This window comes from Microbacterium sp. Yaish 1, from assembly GCF_002245215.1.
Classification (GTDB): Bacteria; Actinomycetota; Actinomycetes; order Actinomycetales; family Microbacteriaceae; genus Microbacterium.
Genome location: NZ_NPMR01000001.1, coordinates 659,381 through 677,754 on the forward strand (window position 1 = coordinate 659,381; position 18,374 = coordinate 677,754).

Below are 18,374 nucleotides of genomic sequence, written 5' to 3' on the forward strand. Positions count from 1 at the left end.
GGGCTTCGCGCTAGGGTGAGCGCGTGCCGCGCTTCGATCTCTCACTCGCCGAACTGCAGGACTACCGCCCGGAGGTGAGCGAGCCCAGCGATTTCGACGAGTTCTGGTCCGCCACGATCGCGGGCTCGCGTGAGGCCGGCGGTGAGGTGACCGTGTCCGCGGCATCCGAGCTGTACGCGACGGTCGATGTGCACGACGTGACCTTCCCCGGGTACGGCGGCGACCCCGTGAAGGCCTGGCTGATCCTGCCCGCGCATCGCGAGGGGCCGCTGCCTGCGGTCGTGGAGTTCGTCGGCTACGGCGGCGGACGCGGCCTGCCGACCGAGCGGCTCGCCTGGGCCACCGCCGGGTACGCCTCGTTCGTCATGGACACCCGCGGACAGGGCAGCGTGTGGGGCAGCGGCGGCGAGACCCCCGATCCCCACGGCTCGGGCCCCGCCGTGCCCGGCTTCATGACGCGCGGCATCGAGTCGCCCGAGACCTACTACTACCGGCGCGTGTTCACCGACGCGGTGCGTGCGGTCGACGCCGTGCGGTCGCTGCCGGAGGTCGACGCCTCGCGGGTCGCCGTCACCGGTGGCAGCCAGGGCGGCGGCATCGCGATCGCCGCAGCCGGCCTGAGCGAAGGCCTCGTCGCGGCGATGCCCGACGTCCCGTTCCTCTGCCACTTCGAGCGCGCCATCGGATTCACCGGCAGCGACCCCTACCAGGAGGTCGTGCGCTGGCTCGCCGTCCACCGCGGCGATGAGGCGCGCGTGTTCGAGACGCTGTCGTACTTCGACGGGGTGAACTTCGCCCGCCGTGCCGACGCGCCGACCCTGTTCTCGGTCGGACTGCTCGACCCCGTGTGCCCGCCCTCGACGGTCTACGCGGCGTTCAACGCCTACCGCGGCGCGCACAAGGAGATGTCGGTCTTCCCCTTCAATGAGCACGAGGGCGGCCAGGGGTACCAGTGGGAGGCCCAGGCGGCGTTCCTGCGCCGTGTGCTCGGGGGCACCGCGTGAGCGAACGGCGGGTGCTCGCGATCGACGCGGGGCAGAGCGGGATCAAGGTGCGCGCGGCTGCGGCATCCGGTGGCGACCTGCTCTTTCCCGGCATCCGGACCGGCGAGCCGCTGCTCCCCCAACTTGCCGCCGTCGTCGCCGAGACCGCGGCGCGCACGGGCTCACCGTCCGACGTGGTGGTCGCGGGCATCTCGGGGCTGACCGAGGCGAATGCCGACGCCGACGCGATGCTCGCTCTCACGGCGGCCCACGGCGTGCGCGGCGTCGTGCTCGCCCACGACTCGACGACCTCGTTCCTCGGCGCGCTCGGTCACCGGCGCGGGGCTGTCGTCGCGGCCGGGACCGGAGTCGTCACGCTCGCCGTCGGCGCGGAGACCACAGCTCGCGTCGACGGGTGGGGCTGGATCATGGGCGACGCCGGCAGCGGATACTGGATCGGCCGCGAGGCCCTGGATGCCGTGATGCGCGCGTACGACGGCCGGGGGCCGACGACCGAGCTGACGGCGGCGGTGTCGGACCGGTGGCCCGACCTGTCGCAGGCGTACATGAGTCTGCAGGCCGACCCCGACCGGGTCCGCGTCGTCGCGAGCTTCGCCGCCGTCGTCGCGCGTGCCGCGGTCGCCGGCGACGCCGTCGCGCAGGACATCTCGGTGCGTGCCGCGCACGAGCTCGCGCAGAGCGTGCGTGCGGCGATCGCCCAGGTCCGCACCGACGAGGAGACCTTCCCGGTGTGCGCGATCGGCGGTGTGTTCGGCTCGGCCCCGCTCCTGGACGCATTCACCGCCGACCTGCACGCCGGTGACGCGTCGGTGCGCCTGGTGGCGCCCGTCGGCGTCGGCATCGACGGCGTGATGGCCCTCGCCGATCTCGACGCCGCCCACCCCCTCGCCGCGGTCACCCACCGCGCCGGCTGAGCCGCCCGCCGCGAGAACGCACCGCCGCCGCGAGCACGCACCGTTTCGGGTACGTTCTCGCGGGCGCGGTGCGTTCTCGCGATCCCCACCCCGTTTGTTGACCAAGTCGACAAAAAGCTTGCGGTCGCGGATCGGGCAGACGTACACTCGCTGTCGAAACGCTTCGAGAACGGTCTCGACGTTCTGATCCGCGATCGACGAAGAGGTGGAGATGGCTCGCATCGACGAGGTGGCAGCTGCTGCCGGCGTGTCGATCTCCACCGTGTCGTACGCGCTCAGCGGCAAGCGCTCGATCTCCCCGGAGACCCGTCAGCGCGTCGAGCGCGCCGCGCGCGAACTGGGCTACGAGCCGCACGCCGGCGCTCGGGCGCTGGCCGGGCGCCGCACCCAGATCTTCGCGCTCACCGAGCCGCTCCGCGCCGACACCCACGCGCCCACGCACATGGCCTTCGTGCTCGCAGCCTCGGTCGCAGCGCGTCGCCGCGATTACGACATCCTGCTGCTGACAGACGAGGAAGCCTCGAACGGGATGCGGCGGGTCGCCGCGAGCGATCTCGTCGATGCCATCCTCGTCCTCGATGTCGCCCCCGACGATGCTCGCGTCGACATCGCGCGGTCCATCCGCATCCCGACGGTGTTCATCGGGATCCCCGACGACCACGCGGGCCTCGACTGCGTCGACCTCGACTTCGAGGCCGCTTCCGCACTCGCGGTGAACCGCCTCGTCGACGCCGGTCACCGCGGTGTCGCCATGATCGGGCAGAGCGAGATCGCCTATCGCACCTCGAACTTCCCCCCTCGCGTGCGAGCGGCGGCAGCGGCCCGGGCCACCGAGCTGGGTATCCGCCACGCCTTCGCGACGGCGGGCGCGACGACGACGGAGCCGGCCGTCGTCCGCGCCGCCACGGCGAAAGCGCTCGACGACGGCTTCACCGCGTTCGTGCTCCATGCCGCGGAGGACGCGCACGAGCTCGTCCTCGAGACGATCGCCGAGCGCGGCCTCATGGTCGGCCGAGACGTCTCGCTCATCTCCGTGGCATCGGTCTTCGATGCCACCCGACTGTCGACGCCGCTCGACACGATCCCTCTGGTGCCGGCGGTGTCCTGCGACGCCGCCGTCGACCTCGCCATCGCGCGCCTCCACGACGCGAGTCGCGCTCCCGCCCTCCACCTGATCCCCCCGGAGTATCGCCCCGTCGGCTCCGTGGGCCCCGTCCCCGCCTGACGTCGCCCGCGTACCGCGGCTTCTCACGCCCATTGTCGAAGCGCTTCGACAATGGCGCGGATCCGTTCACCCATCCGCACCGACCACCCGAAGTACCGACCGTCCTGGTCACCGAGAAAGGAGTGCCGACGATGGCACGCATGACACGACGCGCCGCAACCCTCTCCGCGGTCGCCGCCCTCTCCGCCGCAGGCCTGGCCCTGAGCGGATGCAGCAGCGGCGGCGACGCCGGAGGCGACGGCGAGACTCTCCGCCTGTGGCACTACGAGAGCGCGGACAGCGCCATGGGCAAGGCCTGGGATGAGGCGATCAGGATCTTCGAGGAGGAGACCGGCGCCACCGTCGAGTTCGAGGAGAAGTCCTTCGAGCAGATCCAGAAGACCGCGAGCCAGGTGCTGGACACGGATGCGGCTCCCGACCTCATGGAGTTCAACAAGGGGAACGCCACGGCGGGGTTCCTCGCCAGCACCGGACTGATCTCCGACATCTCCGACGCCGTCGACGAGTACGGCTGGGCCGACAAGCTCGCGCCCTCGCTGCAGACGACCGCGAAGTACACCGAGGAGGGCGTCATGGGCGGTGACGCCTGGTACGGGATCCCCAACTACGGCGAGTTCGTCGGCGTCTACTACAACCTCGACATGTTCGCCGAGGCGGGCCTCGAGGTCCCCACCACGTACGACGAGTTCGTCGCCGTGCTCGATGCGTTCGTCGCGCGCGGGGTGACACCGCTCGCCGAGGCCGGCGCCGAGTACCCGCTCGGACAGCTGTGGTATCAGCTGGCCCTCTCGCAGGCCGACCGGTCGTTCGTCGACGACTACCAGCTCTACGAGAAGCCCGTCGACTGGTCGGGTCCCGAGGTCGCTTACGCGACCGAGACCCTCGCCGAGTACGTCGACAAGGGCTACATCGCGAAGGACGTCTCGTCCGTCGTCGCGGAGGATGCGGGCGTCTCGTTCATCAACGGCACCTCGCCGATCTTCGTGTCGGGCTCATGGTGGTACGGCCGCTTCGTCGCAGAGGCGACCGGCTTCGACTGGTCGCTCGAGTCGTTCCCCGAGTCGCAGCTCTCGCTCGGCTCGTCGGGCAACCTGTGGGTCGTCCCGGCCAACGCCGCGAACGCGGAGCTCGCCTACGAGTTCATCGACATCACGATGCGTCCCGAGATCCAGGCCATCATCGGCAACAACGGCGGCGTGCCCGTCGCCGCCGACGCCGCCGACATCACCGACGAGAAGAGTGCCGCGCTCATCGAGACCTTCAACGGGATCCTCGACGAGGACGGCCTCTCGTTCTACCCCGACTGGCCCGCGCCCGGCTTCTACGACGTCCTCGTCCAGGAGCTGCAGGGCCTCGTGACCGGCGCCCAGGATGCCGCGACCACCGCGGCGAACCTCGGCAAGCAGTACGACGCAGGCACGGCGGACTACCGCTGATCCGATCGGGAGGGGCGGATGCCGCATCCGTCTCTCCCCCCGACCCCGGAGTCACTCATGACCGCTACGGAAACACGTGCCCTGCGCACATCGCTCCCGCCCGATGAGCCGTCCATTCCCCAGCGCGGAAAGAGCCGCGCCGGCTACTGGTTGTACCTGCTGCCGGGCTTCGCCCTGCTCGTCGTGATCATCATCGTTCCGCTCGTGTGGAATCTGCTCCTCACCTTCACCGACTGGCGCGGTGTCGGCACGCCCGAGTTCATCGGCCTCGAGAACTGGGCGGCGATCCTCGTCGACGAGGACTTCTGGACGTCGTTCGCGAACTCGGTGTGGATGGTGCTGGCCATGGTGGTCGTTCCGACCATCGTCGGCCTCTTCGTCGCCGCCGCGCTGTTCGACGTCATCGGGCGCAAGTTCGGCGGCAAGCTGGCGAGTTTCCTCCGCGCCACCTATTACCTTCCGCAGATCCTCCCCGCCGCCGTCGCGGGCATCGTCATCGGCTGGATCGTCCGGCCCGGCGGCGACGGCGCCCTCAACCAGATCCTCGGGGTCGTCGGCATCGGGCCCGTCGACTGGCTCGGGCAGATGCCCTCCGCCCTGATCGTCCTGATGGTCGTGCTCGTGTGGGTGCAGATCGGGTACCCCGTCGTGGTGTTCATGGCCGCGCTGCAGCGGGTGGACCCCGAGCTCTACGAGGCCGCCGAGCTCGACGGGGCGAACTGGGGCCAGCGCTTCGTCGCGATCACCATGAGCATCATCCGGCCCGAGATCTTCGTCGTCACCCTCACGTGCACGATCGCAGCCCTCAAGGTGTTCGGCCCGGTCTACGTCATCACCCGCGGCGGACCCGCGGGCTCGACCCTCGTGCCGGCGTACTACGCCTACCAGGAGTTCTTCACCAAGCGCGACGTCGGCTACGGCGCGACGATCGCGACCGTGCTCACGATCGTCGTCGTGATCGTCTCGATCGTCTTCGTGCGCGTGCAGAACTCGCTCGAGCGCAAGGAAAGGGCGGGCCTGTGATGGCGACCTCCACTCTGCTTCCCCCGAATCCGGCACGCACGGCTCGGCGGTCGCGCGGGCGCGGCGGGATGTCGCGGCCGCGCGGACGGGACTGGATCGTCGTGGCTCTGGTCACCCTCGGCGCCCTCGCGGTGATCGCGCCGTTCTACCTCGTCATCGTCAACTCGTTCAAGTCGCCCACCGACTACGCCACCTCGGGTGCGCTCGCACTGCCGCAAGCGCTCGATTTCACCGGCCTGAGCCGGTTCTGGGACCGCGTGAACTTTCCCGAGAAGGTGTGGAACTCGATCTTCATCTCGGGAGTGGTCGCCGTCCTCGCGGTGCTCATCTCGATGCTGAACGCCTTCGCGATCGGGATCGGCCGCGTGAAGTACCGCACATCGATCGTGCTGCTTTTCCTGCTCGCGAACCTCCTGCCCCAGGAAGCGCTGCTCTATCCGCTGTACTACATGTTCAAAGAGGTCGGCCTCTACGACAACGCGTGGGCGGTCATCGTCATCTTCGTCGTCATCCAGGCGGCGTTCGGCACGTACCTGCTGAGCTCCGTGTACGGCACGTTCCCGAAAGAGGTTCTCGAGGCGGCATCCCTCGACGGCGCGAGCCGATGGCAGATCCTGTGGCGGGTGGTCTTCCCGATCAGCCGTCCGACCCTGTCGGTGCTCCTCATCTTCTTCTTCATCTGGACGTGGAACGAGTTCCTCATCCCGCTGACCTTCCTCGCCTCGAACGCGAACCAGACGGTTCCCGTGGCGATCAGCGTTCTGCAGGGCGACCGGCTCATGGACGTGACGACGACCAGCGCGTCGGCCCTGCTCGGCATCATCCCCACGCTCATCTTCTTCCTCGTCTTCCAACGCACCCTCACCCGGGGCATCACCGCAGGAGCAGTCAAGTAATGAAGTTCACCGATGGTTTCTGGCAACTGCGTCCGGGCGTCAGCCCGCTCTACGCGCAAGAGGCCTACGACATCGACTCCGGCACCCACCCGACCGACGGCGAGGCGGTCGTCGTCTCGGCGACCACCGCGATCATCGCCCACCGCGGCGACACCCTGAACCGCCCGGTCCTCACGGTCACCCTGTCGTCGCCGCTCGAGGGCGTCGTCCGGGTGCGGATCGAACGCCACACCGGCGGGCGCCGGCACGACGGCTTCGCGCTGCCCGGCGCCACCGCGGGCGGAGCCGGCACCGCATCCGTCACGTCCCGAGAGGGCACACTGCGGACCGGGCCGCTCACCGCCCGCATCCGGCGCGGTGCGCCGTGGGGGCTCGACTTCGACGTCGAAGGACGGCGCATCACCGGCAGCGGGTTCCGCGCTCCTGCGTGGCTCGGAATCGACGACGACGCGCAGGTCGACCCGGGGATGCCGGGCGAGACCGTCAGCGGCATGGACCTCCCCCGCGCGGCGACCTACATCCGCGAGCAGCTCGATCTCGGCGTCGGCGAGCTCGTCTACGGGCTCGGCGAGCGGTTCGGACCGCTCGTGAAGAACGGGCAGACGGTCGACATCTGGAATGCCGACGGCGGCACCTCGAGCGAGCAGGCGTACAAGAACGTGCCGTTCTACCTGACGAGCAGCGGCTACGGCGTGCTGGTCAACGATCCCGGGCACGTGTCGTTCGAGGTCGGGTCGGAGGCGGTCGAGCGCGTGCAGTTCGCCGTGTCGGGCGAGGCACTGGAGTACTTCGTGTTCGCGGGCCCGACCCCCAAGGAGGTGCTGGCCAGGTACACCGCGCTGACCGGCCGTGCGGCGGTGGTGCCCGCCTGGTCCTACGGCCTGTGGCTGTCCACGTCATTCACGACGGACTACGACGAGGCCACGGTGACGTCGTTCATCGACGAGATGGCCCGGCGTGAGCTGCCCGTCTCGGTCTTCCACTTCGACTGCTTCTGGATGCGTGAGTTCAACTGGTGCGACTTCGAGTGGGACCCGCGGGTGTTCCCCGATCCCGACGGCATGCTCGAACGCCTGCACGCGAAAGACCTGCGGGTCAGCGTGTGGATCAATCCCTACATCGCGCAGCGGTCGCCGCTGTTCGCCGAAGCGGTCGAGGCCGGGTACCTGGTCCGGCGCGCCGACGGCACCGTCTGGCAGTGGGACAAATGGCAGGCCGGAATGGGACTGGTCGATTTCACGAACCCCGAGGCGACCGCCTGGTATCAGGACAAGCTGCGGGCCCTCGTCGACCAGGGCGTCGACTGCTTCAAGACCGATTTCGGCGAGCGCATCCCCGTCGACGTCGCATGGGCGGACGGCTCGGATCCCGAGCGGATGCACAACCTCTACACCCAGCTCTACAACCGGGCAGTCCACGACGTGCTCGTGGACGCACGCGGCGACGACGAGGCGGTGCTCTTCGCCCGATCGGCGACCGCGGGCGGTCAGCAGATGCCCGTCCACTGGGGCGGCGACAACACGTCGACCTTCCCGTCGATGGCCGAGACGCTGCGCGGCGGCCTGTCGCTGGCGTTCAGCGGGTTCGCCCACTGGAGCCACGACATCGGGGGCTTCGAGGGGACGCCCGACCCGCTGGTGTACAAGCGGTGGACGGCCTTCGGTCTGCTGAGCACGCACAGCCGCCTGCACGGGTCGAGCTCGTACCGCGTCCCCTGGAGCTTCGATGAGGAGGCTGTAGCGGTCACTCGCCGGTTCACCCACCTGAAGATGCGGCTCATGCCCTACCTGTACCAGGCGGGTCGCGAGGCCGCCGCCAGCGGCATCCCGGTCTTCCGTCCGTTGCAGCTGGAGTTCCCGGATGACCCGGCCGTCGGATACCTGGACCGCCAGTTCATGCTCGGCTCGGAGCTGCTGGTCGCACCGGTGATGTCCGCCGACGGCGCCGTCGAGTTCTACCTGCCCGCGGGGACGTGGACGAACCTGCTGACGGGCGAGACGGTCGAGGGCGGCAGATGGCGACGTGAGACGCACGACGTCTTCTCACTGCCGCTGTATGCGCGCCCCGGCGCGGTCATTCCGTGGGGCGCCCGCACCGACCGGCCCGACTACGACTACCTCGACGGCCTCGCACTGCGGGTGTTCGCCGGAGGCTCCGGCACCCGCGAGGTGACGGTGACGACCCCCGTGGGTCGCGCCGAGACCTTCACGGTCGACCTCGCCGACGTCACCGGCTGAGCCGCCGCCGCCACCGCCGAGAACGCACCGCGCCCGCGAGAACGCACCACCCCCGGTGCGTTCTCGCGACGGCGGTGCGTTCTCGGCGGGCCTCAGACGAGCGACTCGCGCCAGGCGCTGTGCAGCTGGGCGAACTTGCCCGTGCCGGCGATGAGCGCGGCGGGAGTGTCGTCCTCGATGATGCGGCCGTGCTCCATCACGAGCACCCGGTCCGCGATGGCGACCGTCGACAGGCGGTGCGCGATGATGATGGCCGTACGGTCGGCCAGCAGCGTGCCCAGGGCCTCCTGGATCTGCCGCTCGCTCGGGATGTCGAGCGACGCCGTCGCCTCGTCGAGGATCAGCACCGCGGGGTCGGCGAGGAAGGCCCGGGCGAACGAGATCAGCTGACGCTGCCCCGCCGACACGCGCCCGCCGCGCTTGTTGACGTCGGTGGCGTACCCGTCGGGCAGCCGCTCGATGAACTCGTGCGCCCCGACGGCCTTCGCCGCCGCCTGGATCTCGTCCATCGTCGCGTCGGGCTTGCCGAGCGCGATGTTGTCGGCGACCGTCCCGCTGAACAGGTAGGCCTCCTGCGTGACCATGACGATCGCCCGGCGCAGATCCTTCGGATGCAGCTGGCGCAGGTCGACGCCGTCGAGCGTGACCCGCCCCTTCGTGGGGTCGTAGAACCGCGCGACGAGCTTGGCGAGCGTCGACTTGCCCGCACCGGTCGTGCCCACGAGCGCGATCGTCTGCCCCGCGGGCATGTCGAGCGCGAAGTCGGGCAGGATCGTCACGGCATCCGAGTATCCGAACGTCACGTCCTCGAAGCGCAGGTGCCCGCGGGCTTCGCGCAGTTCGACCGGATCGGTCGGGTCGGGGACGGTCGGGTCTTCCTCGAGCACCCCCGAGACCTTCTCGAGCGCCGCCGTCGCCGACTGGTACGAGTTGAGGAAGAAGGCGACCTCCTGCATGGGCGCGAAGAAGTTCCGCACGTACAGCACGGCCGACAGCAGGAACCCGAGGCTCAGCGTGCCGTCGACCACCCGGAATCCGCCCCAGGCCAGCACGAGGGCGAGCGAGACGGATGCCACGGCCATGAGCGCCGGCTCGAACGTTCCGAACAAGCGGATCGAGCGCATGTTCACATCGCGGTAGTCGCTCGACAGTCCGCCGAACTCGGCGTCGTTCGCGGGTTCCTTGCGGAACGCCTTGACCGCGCGGATACCGGTCATCGACTCGACGAACTTCACGATCACCTTCGCGCTGATGACGCGCGACTCGCGGTAGACGACCTGCGACCGCAGGTAGAACCAGCGCATGAGCAGGAACAGCGGGATGCCCATCACCGCGAGGATGATGCCCGACTGCCAGTCGAGCAGCAGCAGCGCGATGAGCGTGAATCCGCCGTAGAGCAGACCCGAGACGAGCTCGTTTAGGCCGCCGTCGAGCAGCTCGCGGATGGTGTCGAGGTCGCTCGTCTGGCGCGAGATGATGCGCCCCGACGTGTACGACTCGTGGAACTCGAGACTGAGGCGCTGCGTGTGGCGGAAGATGCGCTTGCGCAGGTCGATCATGACCGCCTGGGTCAGACGCGCCGCCACCACGGCGTACCAGCCGATGAGCGCGGCGCCGCCGAGAGCGGTGATGAGGAAGACGACGACGACCGCGATGGTCGGCATCCAGTCCGCTTCCTTCTGAACGGCGGGCAGGGCGTTGGCGATACCCCAGCCGACGAGGGCGGGGCCTGCGACGCGCAGCGCCGTCGAGACGACGAGCACGACCGCAGCCAGCGCGAGCTGCATGCGCAGCGGCGAGACCAGCGACCCGAGCAGGCGCAGCGAGCGGCGCCGGATCTCGCGGCTCTCCTCGCGGGTGTAGTCGGAGCGGTCCTCGCCGCTCGTCCCGGTGACGGTGCTCACAGGGTCACCTCCGTTTCGTCCTGTCGTTCCTGGTCATGTCGTTCCTGGTCGTGTCGTTCCTGCTCGTCCTCGAGGCTCGAGATGACGTGCCGGTAGTGCTCGCTCGTGCGCAGCAGCTCGGAGTGCGTGCCGACGGCGGTCACGCGCCCCTCCTCGAGCAGCGCCACGCGGTCGGCGAGGGTCACGGTCGAGGGGCGATGCGCGACGATGAGTGCCGTCGTGTCGGCCAGCACCTCGCGGAGTGCGTCCTCGACGAGCGCCTCGGTGTCGACGTCGAGCGCCGACAGCGGGTCGTCGAGCACGAGTACGGCGGGGCGGGCGGCCACGGCACGGGCGAGCGCCAGGCGCTGGCGCTGTCCGCCCGACAGGCTCAACCCCTCTTCGCCGATGACCGTGTCGACTCCCTCGGGCAGCGTGTCGACGAAGTTCGCCTGCGCGACCGACAGCGCCTCGCGCATGACGCGCTCGGCCTCGGCGCTGCCGCGCTCGAGGTCCTCGCGGCCGAGCAGCACGTTCTCCCGGACGGTCTGCGAGAACAGCGTCGCATCCTCGAACGCCATGCCGACGTGACGGCGCAGCTCGTCGAGCCGCAAATCCCGGACGTCGACGCCGTCGAGCAGCACGCGGCCTCCCGTGACGTCGTACAGGCGCCCGGGCAGCGTCGTCAGCGTCGTCTTGCCCGAACCGGTGAGGCCGACGAGGGCCATCGTCTCGCCCGGCCGCAGCGCCAGGTCGATGCCGTCGAGCAGGTCGCGCTCGCTCTCGGGGGCGTCCTGGTACCGGAAGCGAGCGCCCTCGAAGACGAGCTCGCCCCGCGGCTGCGCGATGGTCGTCGGGTTCTCGGGGTCGACGATCGTGTTCTGCTCGTCGAAGACCTCGAAGATGCGGTCGGTCGCCGTCCGCGCGTCGACGAGGAACGAGAAGAGGAAGCCGATCGACTCGACGGGCCAGCGCAGGATCGTCGCCATCGCGAAGAAGGCGATGAGCGAGTCGACACCGAGCTCACCCGCCTGGACGAGGTAGATGCCCGCCCCGAGGCACAGGGCGAAGGCGATGTCGGGCAGCAGCACGAGCCAGAACCAGATCCAGCCGACCGCCTTGGCCTTCTTCACCTCGGTCTCGCGCAGGGTCTCGGCCTGACGCGTGAACTTCTGCAGGGCGTGACCGCCGCGGCCGAAGGCCTTCAGCACACGGATGCCGTGCACCGACTCCTCGACGGCGGTGGCGAGGTCGCCGGCCTGGTCCTGGCTCTGCCGGGAGAGGAGACCGTACCGATTCTCGAACACGAACCCGGCGACCCACAGCGGCGCCGAGACGACGACGAAGATCGTGCCGAGCAGCCAGTGCCACCGGAACAGGATGATCGAGCCGACGACGATCGTCAGCATGTTCACCACGAGCAGGACGATGCCGAAGGCGAGCCAGCGGCGGATGAGGCTGATGTCCTGCATCATCCGGCTGAGCAGCTGGCCCGACTGCCAGCGGTCGTGGAAGGCGACCGGCAGTCGCTGCAGGCGCGCGAAGAAGTCGGTGCGCAGCTCGTACTCGACCTTGGTCGCCGGAGCGAGGACGAACCAGCGGCGCGCCCAGACCATGAGTGCCTCGAGCAGGCCGAGGGCGAGGACGGCGGCGGCGCCGAGAACGATGAGCCACGGGTCGCCCGAGTCGATGGGCCCGCCAGGCCCGACGATCACCTCGAGGACGAGCGGGATGCCGAGGGCGAGCAGGCTCGCGATGAGCGCGCTGACGAAGCCGAGGCTCAGTCGGGGCAGCACCGGCTTGGCGAACGGGAGCAGACGCGCGAGCGCGCGCGGCGTGGACAGACGAGGGGGCGTCGAGGAGGTCATGATCCTGAGGTGTGTCGAACGGATGCCGTGGACGGCGAGGAGCGCGCGCGAGCGCGCCGAGGCGGGACCGGGGGCCCGAGGGGAGGAACGTCGGAAGCGGCGAAGCGCTTCCCGGAGCTACCGGACGATTCCTCCGCGTGCGGAGCGCCCGTCGACCGCGATGAGGAGGGCGACGGACTTCGTGATGACGATGGCCGGGGACATGGCTTCCTCCTGGGGTCGAGCGGACATGGCACCCGCTGCACACACGGGAGCCCTCCAGGCTATACCTGTGTATTCGCTGAGTGCAAGGACGAATCCGCGCTCAGCCGTTGTCCCGCGCCTCTCGCGCCAGCAGCCGCTCCTTGACCTCGACGCCCCACGCGAAACCGCCGAGCGCCCCACCCGTGCGCAGCACGCGGTGGCACGGCACGAAGAGGGCCGCGGCGTTTCGCGCACAGACGGATGCCGCCGCGCGCACCGCGCCGGGCGAGCCGAGCGCCGCCGCGAAGCCGGTGTAGGTCAGCGGCTCGCCCGGCGCGATTGCCCGGAGCGCTTGCCACCCGGCGTTCTGCATCGCCGTTCCCGACTGGCGCACCGGCACCGCGTCGATCGCCGCGAGGTCGCCGGCGTAGTAGGCGGCCACCGCGGCGGCGGCATCCGTCGGTCCGTCGATGACCCGCGCGGGGCGAGCCGAGGGCCGGAGCCGGTCGAGGATCGCGACGGGGTCGGCCGTCCACCCGGACGCGAGCACCGCTCCGCCGGCCTCGAGGATCGTGAAGGGGCCGTCGGGCGTCGCGACGGTCTGGATCGAGGCGGTCTCGACCGGCGTGGCCGCGGTCGCGGCGGGCTCGAGCGGCGTGGGGGTATCGGAGGTGGCGGTCATGCGCGGGCCTTTCGAGACGGCGGGAGAGTCGGCTCGGTCGCGCTTTCGCGCCAAGCCTGCGTGACGGGGGCGGCGTACCAGAGATGCGCCATGAGGTAGCTGCGCCAGGGCGCTGTGCGTTCGGCCCACGCGACCAGCTCGGACGGACCGGCCGGGATGCCGGCGGCCGCGGCCCCCGCGCGTGCCGCGACGTCGCCGGGCAGGAGGATGTCGGGGTCTCCGAGCACCCGCATCCGCACGTAGTCCGCGGTCCAGGGGCCGACGCCCGGCAGGGCGAGGAGCGCGGCACGCTGCTCCTGGGTGTCGTCGCCGGGAGACAGGCGCAGCGAGCCGTCAGCGAGCGCGGTGGCGGCGCCGACGAGCGCCCGGATGCGGGCGCCAGGGCCGCGAAGGACATCGGCGCCGCGCTCGGCGATCGCCGCCATCGTCGGGAAGAGGGTGGCGGGGCCGGCGGCGGTCTCGACCGGCTCGCCGAGCTCGGCGGTCAAGCGCCCCTGCACGGTGCGCGCGGAGGCGACGCTGATCTGCTGTCCGATCATCGCGCGGATGAGCATCTCGTCGGGGTCCATCGCCGCCGGCAGGCGCACGCCCGGGATCCGCGCCACGAGCGGCGCGATCTCGGGATGCCGTGCGAGGGCCTCGTCGATGGCGGTCGGATCGGCGTCGAGGTCGAACAGCCGCCGCACCCGCGCGATGAGAGTCGACAGGTCGGCCAGCGAGGCCAGCTCGGCACGCAGGCGCACGCGCCCCGCGTCATCCTGGCGCACCTCGAACCACGCGGGTCCCCCGGCGAGACGGATCACGCGGGCGAAGGAACGTTCGTCGCCCGACTCGACGCCGGGGATCGCGTGCGCGCGCATCCATCCGAACAGGCCCGCGGCGTCGAACGGCTCGCGCACCGGCAGGACGAGGTCGATGCGTCCAGGCATCCGCTCCCCCGCCTGCCGGCGGGCGCGCAGCTGGCCGGGCGGCATCGCGAAGACCTCGCCGATCGTCTCGTTGAACTGCCGGACGCTCGCGAACCCCGCGGCGAAGGCGACGTCGGCGATGGGCAGGTCGGTGTCGACAAGCAGCGTGCGCGCGGTGTGGGCCCGGTGCGCGCGGGCGAGGGCGAGCGGGCCCGCGCCGAGTTCCGCCGTGAGCAGCCGGGTCAGGTGGCGCGACGAATAGCCGAGGCGGGATGCGAGCCCCGGAACGCCCTCGCGGTCGACGACGCCGTCGGCGATGAGGCGCATGGCTCGGGCTGCGAGGTCGCCGCGGAGGTTCCACTGCGGCGACCCGGGGGTGGCCTCGGGCAGGCAGCGCTTGCACGCGCGGTATCCGGCCTCATGGGCAGCGGCGCTCGTCGGATAGAAGGTCACGTTGGCGGGCTGGGGTGTGCGCGCGGGGCAGCTCGGGCGGCAGTAGATACCCGTCGAGCGCACCGCCGTGACGAACTGGCCGTCGAAGCGGCGGTCGCGCGCGTCGATCGCGCGGTACCGCTCGTCGAACGTCATCCCGTCACTGGCCATGCCTCCAGCCTGACACGCCCCGCCGACCCTCGCTCGCGGAAATCGGACACGGCTGTTCCCGGCTCCCTTCCCCGTCGACTCGCCACAGAATGCGGATGCCGCCCCTCCCGCCTCCGCACTTTCTGGCGAGTCGACGGGAGGTCTGCGGCACCGACGACGGGCCTATGCAGCTCATCGGCCATCGCCGTGAACTGCTCGCGCGCCTGGGCGTACGGATCCGCGTCGGGCATGCCGGAGCACGCACCCGTCAGGCACGCAGCGGCGACGATCGTCGCGACGACGGCGAAACGCTGACGGGCGCGCACGCTCAATCGCCGCTGGGCTGCGGCTGCACGGGGTTGCCGGACTCGTCGTAGTACAGCGGCCCGTCGGGCGGGAAGGAGAACGCCGGCTCGGATGTCGGACCGTCGAAGGCCGGGAGCCGTCGCCAGACATCCGCGGGCAGCCGTTCTTCGCCGAACACCTGGGTCGCGAGATCGTGCGCCGATCCAGGCGCGCATTCCGTCGCGGCCGAGACCCGCACCTGACCCGTTGCCGGACGAATGGTGACGACCGTGCGTTCGGCGATACCTCCCTCCGCGACGACGGTCACCTCCCGCGCCTCGCCCTGTCCGCGATCGGCGGTGCTGCTGTCGATGCCCAGGGCCTGGAAAGCCTCGGTCGCCGCTCGCGCGACCTCCAGCGCGTCGCGCCCGGGCAGGTCGAGGCCGCGGACGGCGACGAGACGGTATCCGCCATCCTCACTGAGCCCCGACTGGCACCCCGTCGGGTGCGCGCCGTAGGCGCCGTCGACGACGCGCCACTCCGCCGGCTCGATGGCCATGATGACCGAGTGCACGCCCGTCGCCAGCTCCGTGAACCGCTGCTCGGCCTGAGCGTATGTCTCGCCGACCTCGCCGGCGCCGGTATCTCCGGTCGATCCGGGGTCGCCCTGGCCGCCGCATCCGGTCATCGTCAACACCAATCCGACGGCGAGCGCCGTCATCGTCATCCGCGTGGTCGATCTCATCAGTCACGTCCGGTAAGGGTCAACGGGCAGCCAGTCCAGCCAGTCGGGCAGATCCCAGAAGCCGCGCTCGCTGCCTTCGCCGTCCATCTCCGTCCCGGGCTCGCCGGTGAGGATGATCTGCTGGATGTTGTAGAACGACTCCGATCCTTCCACGAGGTACCCCTCGCCGTCGCCGGAGGGAAGCGGTCCGTTCCCACCCGAGTGCGCGGCATGCCCGGGTGTCGGGGCGAGGTCCTCGCCGTCGGCGCGGCCGCCGTCGCTGCCGAACTCCGTCATTCCCGGAAGAGTCTCCGGCACGGTGCCGTGTGCGCCGCCCCAGCTCGTGTCGCGGCCGATCCGCGCCCAGGCGTCGTTCTCGGACAGCGTCGCGTAGAGCCTCAGGCCCTCGGCGTTCTGAAGGTTCGACAGGATCTGCGGGTCGCTCGGGAATCCGGCCGAGCCCACGGCGATGAACTGGTCGACGCCGAGAGCGTCCCGGCGTGACCCGATCGCGAGGGCGGCGGTCGTGCTGCCATAGGAGTGCGCGATGACGGCCTTCTCAGCTGCCGGATGCACGGCTTCGAGACCCAGCAGGAAGGAACGAAGAGCCGGGGCACCGTCGTTCGCCCGCTGCATGAACGGCTCCTCCGCGACGGTGGGCGAGTCGTATCCGAACCACACGACGCTCGCGATGTTCGACCCGGCAGCGTTGAGCGCACGGGCAGAATCGCCCCATTCGCCCATTCCCTTCACGTTCGAGAGCATCCCGGGCACGAGCACGTTGATGTCGGTCGCGGTCGCGAGATCGCCGTACGCGAGAGCCGCCGTCACCTGAGCCGACCCGCTCGGATCGAACGAGACCAGGAGCGGCGGCGGCGCGCCCTGCGCGAGGGTGTTCCACAGATTCTCGATCTGGTCGCCGAACTCCCCGGTCGGCTGGGTGTTGTAGAGCGCCTCCAGGCGGTCCTGGTTGATCTGCCCGCGGACGTCGTACGGGATGCCGTCGAGGTTCCCGATGATGTCGGGATGTGCACCGATGAGCTCGTCGATGAGCTCCTCGTGCAGCTCGGAGTTCGTCAGCCACAGCTCGAGCACCGCCTGCGGGGTGTCCGCCGCGAGCAACTGGTCGAGCAGGTTCTGCGCCTGCGACGTCATCGCCGGCCCCGCACCGCCGGCGAGCTCGGCGAGCGCCGCGTCGTAGGCCGCATCCCACGCCGAGTAGTGGCTCTCGAACTGCTCCCACAGATCGGCGAGATCCCGCGCCGCGGCGTCCCGGGCCGCGACGGCATCCTGCGCCGCATCGTTCGCGCGCCGGACGTCGGCAGGCTCTCCGGAGCGAGAGGTCCACAGAGCGTTCAGTCCCGCTTCGTCGGCCGCGGCCGATGCCGACGACAACGACGCGTGTGCGGACTCGACATCATCGATGAGCCGGTTCGCCGCCTCCGCCGACGACGAGAACGCGTCGGCGTACCGCTGCAGCACCCCCGCGAGGAGCTCCGCCTCGGCGATCTCCGCCGCGAGTCCGCTGGCGACCTCCTGCGCTTTCGAGCGCGCCGACCGGATCGACGCACCCACGCCGTCGAGGTCGGTCGCGGCCTGAACGGTGGTGCGGAGGTCGCCGAGCGACCCCGCGACGCGGCTGAACGCGCCGCTCCACCAGCTCATCGACCCGGGGTTGCCCTCGAGGCGCTCGAGCGGGTAGCCGCGGTTGGGTGAGGTGAGCGTCACGGCTGTTCCTGCCCGGTGAGCTCGACGTCGAGGTCGGAGTAACGCGTCGCGATCGCCGACAGCAGGGCGCCGACCTCGGATGCCGCGGTCGTGCGCTCGAGCACGGCGCGATTCAGCCCGCTCAGTCGCCGGTTCAGCTCCAGCCGGAGCGCGACCCGGTGCGCGGGGTTCTCGACGCCGGTGTCGTCGCCCTGGATGTCGGCGTTGTCGATCACCGCGTCGGAGACGCGTGCCTGGATCGCATCCGCCGCGCTCGTGAGCGCGTGGTAGTAGATCTCGACGTCCGACATGGGACCCTCTCCGCCGGCTCGCTCCGGCCGACGCCCACAAGCTATCGGCGGCCGGACGCCGCGTCGATGGGGAGAACTCCCCTGCTGTGGCCCGCGTCCTCCCCCGGTCTGCGGTACTCGCGGCCGGCGTGCCCGCGCCCCGCCGTGCCGCGCGGTGCCGCCGTGCCGCGCCGTGCCGCGCCGTGCCGCGCCGTGCCGTGCCGTGCCGTGCCGTGCCGTGCCGTGCCGTGCCGTGCCGTGCCGTGCCGTGCCGTGCCGTGCCGTGAACAGGCTCACCCGACTCCGGCACCCGCGCACACGAGGGATAGGACGGCTCAGCCTGTTCTCGGCACACTCCAACGCGCGGAGCGGTGCCGCTCCTGCCGCTCGGCCTGCGCGCCGGGCGGGTCACCTCGACGCCGGGCAGCCCTCGACCGCCGCCCGGCCGCCCGGCCGCCCGCCGACAGACCGTGCCGTGCCGTGCCGTGCCGTGCACAGGCTCCACACCCGCACCGTCCCCACCCGCC

The 18,374-nt window shown here is 70.7% G+C and carries 14 protein-coding genes; 7 read left to right on the forward strand and 7 right to left on the reverse strand.

The genetic code is table 11. The features are described 5' to 3' along the window. Positions 1–23 precede the first annotated feature (23 nt). The 7 genes from CI089_RS03240 to yicI all read left to right on the forward strand — a co-directional run bounded on the left by CI089_RS03240 (position 24) and on the right by yicI (position 8,735). On the forward strand, positions 24–1,004 hold the full coding sequence (locus CI089_RS03240) for an acetylxylan esterase (protein ID WP_094260233.1): 981 nt from the start codon (positions 24–26) through the stop codon (positions 1,002–1,004). Next, complete coding sequence (locus CI089_RS03245; protein ID WP_094260234.1) at positions 1,001–1,918, forward strand: N-acetylglucosamine kinase; 918 nt, start codon at positions 1,001–1,003, stop codon at positions 1,916–1,918. Before CI089_RS03240 ends, CI089_RS03245 begins: the two co-directional genes overlap by 4 nt. Before the next feature lie 211 nt (positions 1,919–2,129). Continuing rightward, entirely contained in the window at positions 2,130–3,143 is a 1,014-nt protein-coding gene (locus CI089_RS03250) for a LacI family DNA-binding transcriptional regulator (protein ID WP_094260235.1), read from the forward strand. 131 nt (positions 3,144–3,274) lie between these two features. Further along, positions 3,275–4,579 (forward strand): ABC transporter substrate-binding protein, encoded by a 1,305-nt coding sequence (locus CI089_RS03255; RefSeq protein ID WP_179223212.1) that lies wholly within the window; start codon positions 3,275–3,277, stop codon positions 4,577–4,579. Positions 4,580–4,636: 57 nt separating this feature from the next. Next, positions 4,637–5,602, forward strand: a complete 966-nt coding sequence (locus CI089_RS03260; protein ID WP_094260237.1) for a carbohydrate ABC transporter permease — start codon at positions 4,637–4,639, stop codon at positions 5,600–5,602. Then, a complete protein-coding gene (locus tag CI089_RS03265) occupies positions 5,602–6,498 on the forward strand; it encodes a carbohydrate ABC transporter permease (protein ID WP_094260238.1) in 897 nt (298 codons plus the stop codon). Before CI089_RS03260 ends, CI089_RS03265 begins: the two co-directional genes overlap by 1 nt. Further along, on the forward strand, positions 6,498–8,735 hold the full coding sequence (yicI, locus tag CI089_RS03270) for an alpha-xylosidase (protein WP_094260239.1): 2,238 nt from the start codon (positions 6,498–6,500) through the stop codon (positions 8,733–8,735). Before CI089_RS03265 ends, yicI begins: the two co-directional genes overlap by 1 nt. A 92-nt stretch (positions 8,736–8,827) precedes the next feature. Here yicI and CI089_RS03275 read toward each other — a convergent pair whose 3' ends face one another. The 7 genes from CI089_RS03275 to CI089_RS16185 form a co-directional block, all read right to left on the reverse strand. Continuing rightward, the gene (locus CI089_RS03275) at positions 8,828–10,639 is read right to left on the reverse strand and encodes an ABC transporter ATP-binding protein (RefSeq protein ID WP_094260240.1); all 1,812 of its coding nucleotides are present in this window, start codon (positions 10,637–10,639) and stop codon (positions 8,828–8,830) included. Further along, the gene (locus CI089_RS03280) at positions 10,636–12,486 is read right to left on the reverse strand and encodes an ABC transporter ATP-binding protein (RefSeq protein WP_094260241.1); all 1,851 of its coding nucleotides are present in this window, start codon (positions 12,484–12,486) and stop codon (positions 10,636–10,638) included. The genes CI089_RS03275 and CI089_RS03280 overlap by 4 nt, the downstream gene beginning before the upstream one ends. 304 nt (positions 12,487–12,790) lie before the next feature. Beyond that, complete coding sequence (locus CI089_RS03285; protein WP_094260242.1) at positions 12,791–13,351, reverse strand: methylated-DNA--[protein]-cysteine S-methyltransferase; 561 nt, start codon at positions 13,349–13,351, stop codon at positions 12,791–12,793. Continuing rightward, entirely contained in the window at positions 13,348–14,862 is a 1,515-nt protein-coding gene (locus CI089_RS03290) for an AlkA N-terminal domain-containing protein (protein ID WP_094260243.1), read from the reverse strand. Before CI089_RS03290 ends, CI089_RS03285 begins: the two co-directional genes overlap by 4 nt. Positions 14,863–15,169: 307 nt before the next feature. Continuing rightward, positions 15,170–15,871 carry a hypothetical protein gene (locus CI089_RS03295; protein WP_143738859.1) on the reverse strand — a complete coding sequence of 234 codons (702 nt, stop codon included), beginning with the start codon at positions 15,869–15,871 and terminating at the stop codon, positions 15,170–15,172. Between the two features lie 3 nt (positions 15,872–15,874). Beyond that, the gene (locus tag CI089_RS03300) at positions 15,875–17,578 is read right to left on the reverse strand and encodes an alpha/beta hydrolase (protein WP_094260245.1); all 1,704 of its coding nucleotides are present in this window, start codon (positions 17,576–17,578) and stop codon (positions 15,875–15,877) included. Further along, positions 17,575–17,868 (reverse strand): hypothetical protein, encoded by a 294-nt coding sequence (locus tag CI089_RS16185; RefSeq protein ID WP_143738861.1) that lies wholly within the window; start codon positions 17,866–17,868, stop codon positions 17,575–17,577. Before CI089_RS16185 ends, CI089_RS03300 begins: the two co-directional genes overlap by 4 nt. Between the last annotated feature and the right edge of the window lie 506 nt (positions 17,869–18,374).

Coding starts and splice junctions, on each gene's coding strand:
- CI089_RS03250 (WP_094260235.1), top strand. CDS start 2,130: ATGGCTCGCATCGACGAGGTGGCAGCTGCTGCCGGCGTGTCGATCTCC.
- CI089_RS03255 (WP_179223212.1), top strand. CDS start 3,275: ATGGCACGCATGACACGACGCGCCGCAACCCTCTCCGCGGTCGCCGCC.
- CI089_RS03260 (WP_094260237.1), top strand. CDS start 4,637: ATGACCGCTACGGAAACACGTGCCCTGCGCACATCGCTCCCGCCCGAT.
- CI089_RS03265 (WP_094260238.1), top strand. CDS start 5,602: ATGGCGACCTCCACTCTGCTTCCCCCGAATCCGGCACGCACGGCTCGG.
- yicI (WP_094260239.1), top strand. CDS start 6,498: ATGAAGTTCACCGATGGTTTCTGGCAACTGCGTCCGGGCGTCAGCCCG.
- CI089_RS03280 (WP_094260241.1), bottom strand. CDS start 12,486: ATGACCTCCTCGACGCCCCCTCGTCTGTCCACGCCGCGCGCGCTCGCG.
- CI089_RS03285 (WP_094260242.1), bottom strand. CDS start 13,351: ATGACCGCCACCTCCGATACCCCCACGCCGCTCGAGCCCGCCGCGACC.
- CI089_RS03290 (WP_094260243.1), bottom strand. CDS start 14,862: ATGGCCAGTGACGGGATGACGTTCGACGAGCGGTACCGCGCGATCGAC.
- CI089_RS03295 (WP_143738859.1), bottom strand. CDS start 15,871: ATGAGATCGACCACGCGGATGACGATGACGGCGCTCGCCGTCGGATTG.
- CI089_RS16185 (WP_143738861.1), bottom strand. CDS start 17,868: ATGTCGGACGTCGAGATCTACTACCACGCGCTCACGAGCGCGGCGGAT.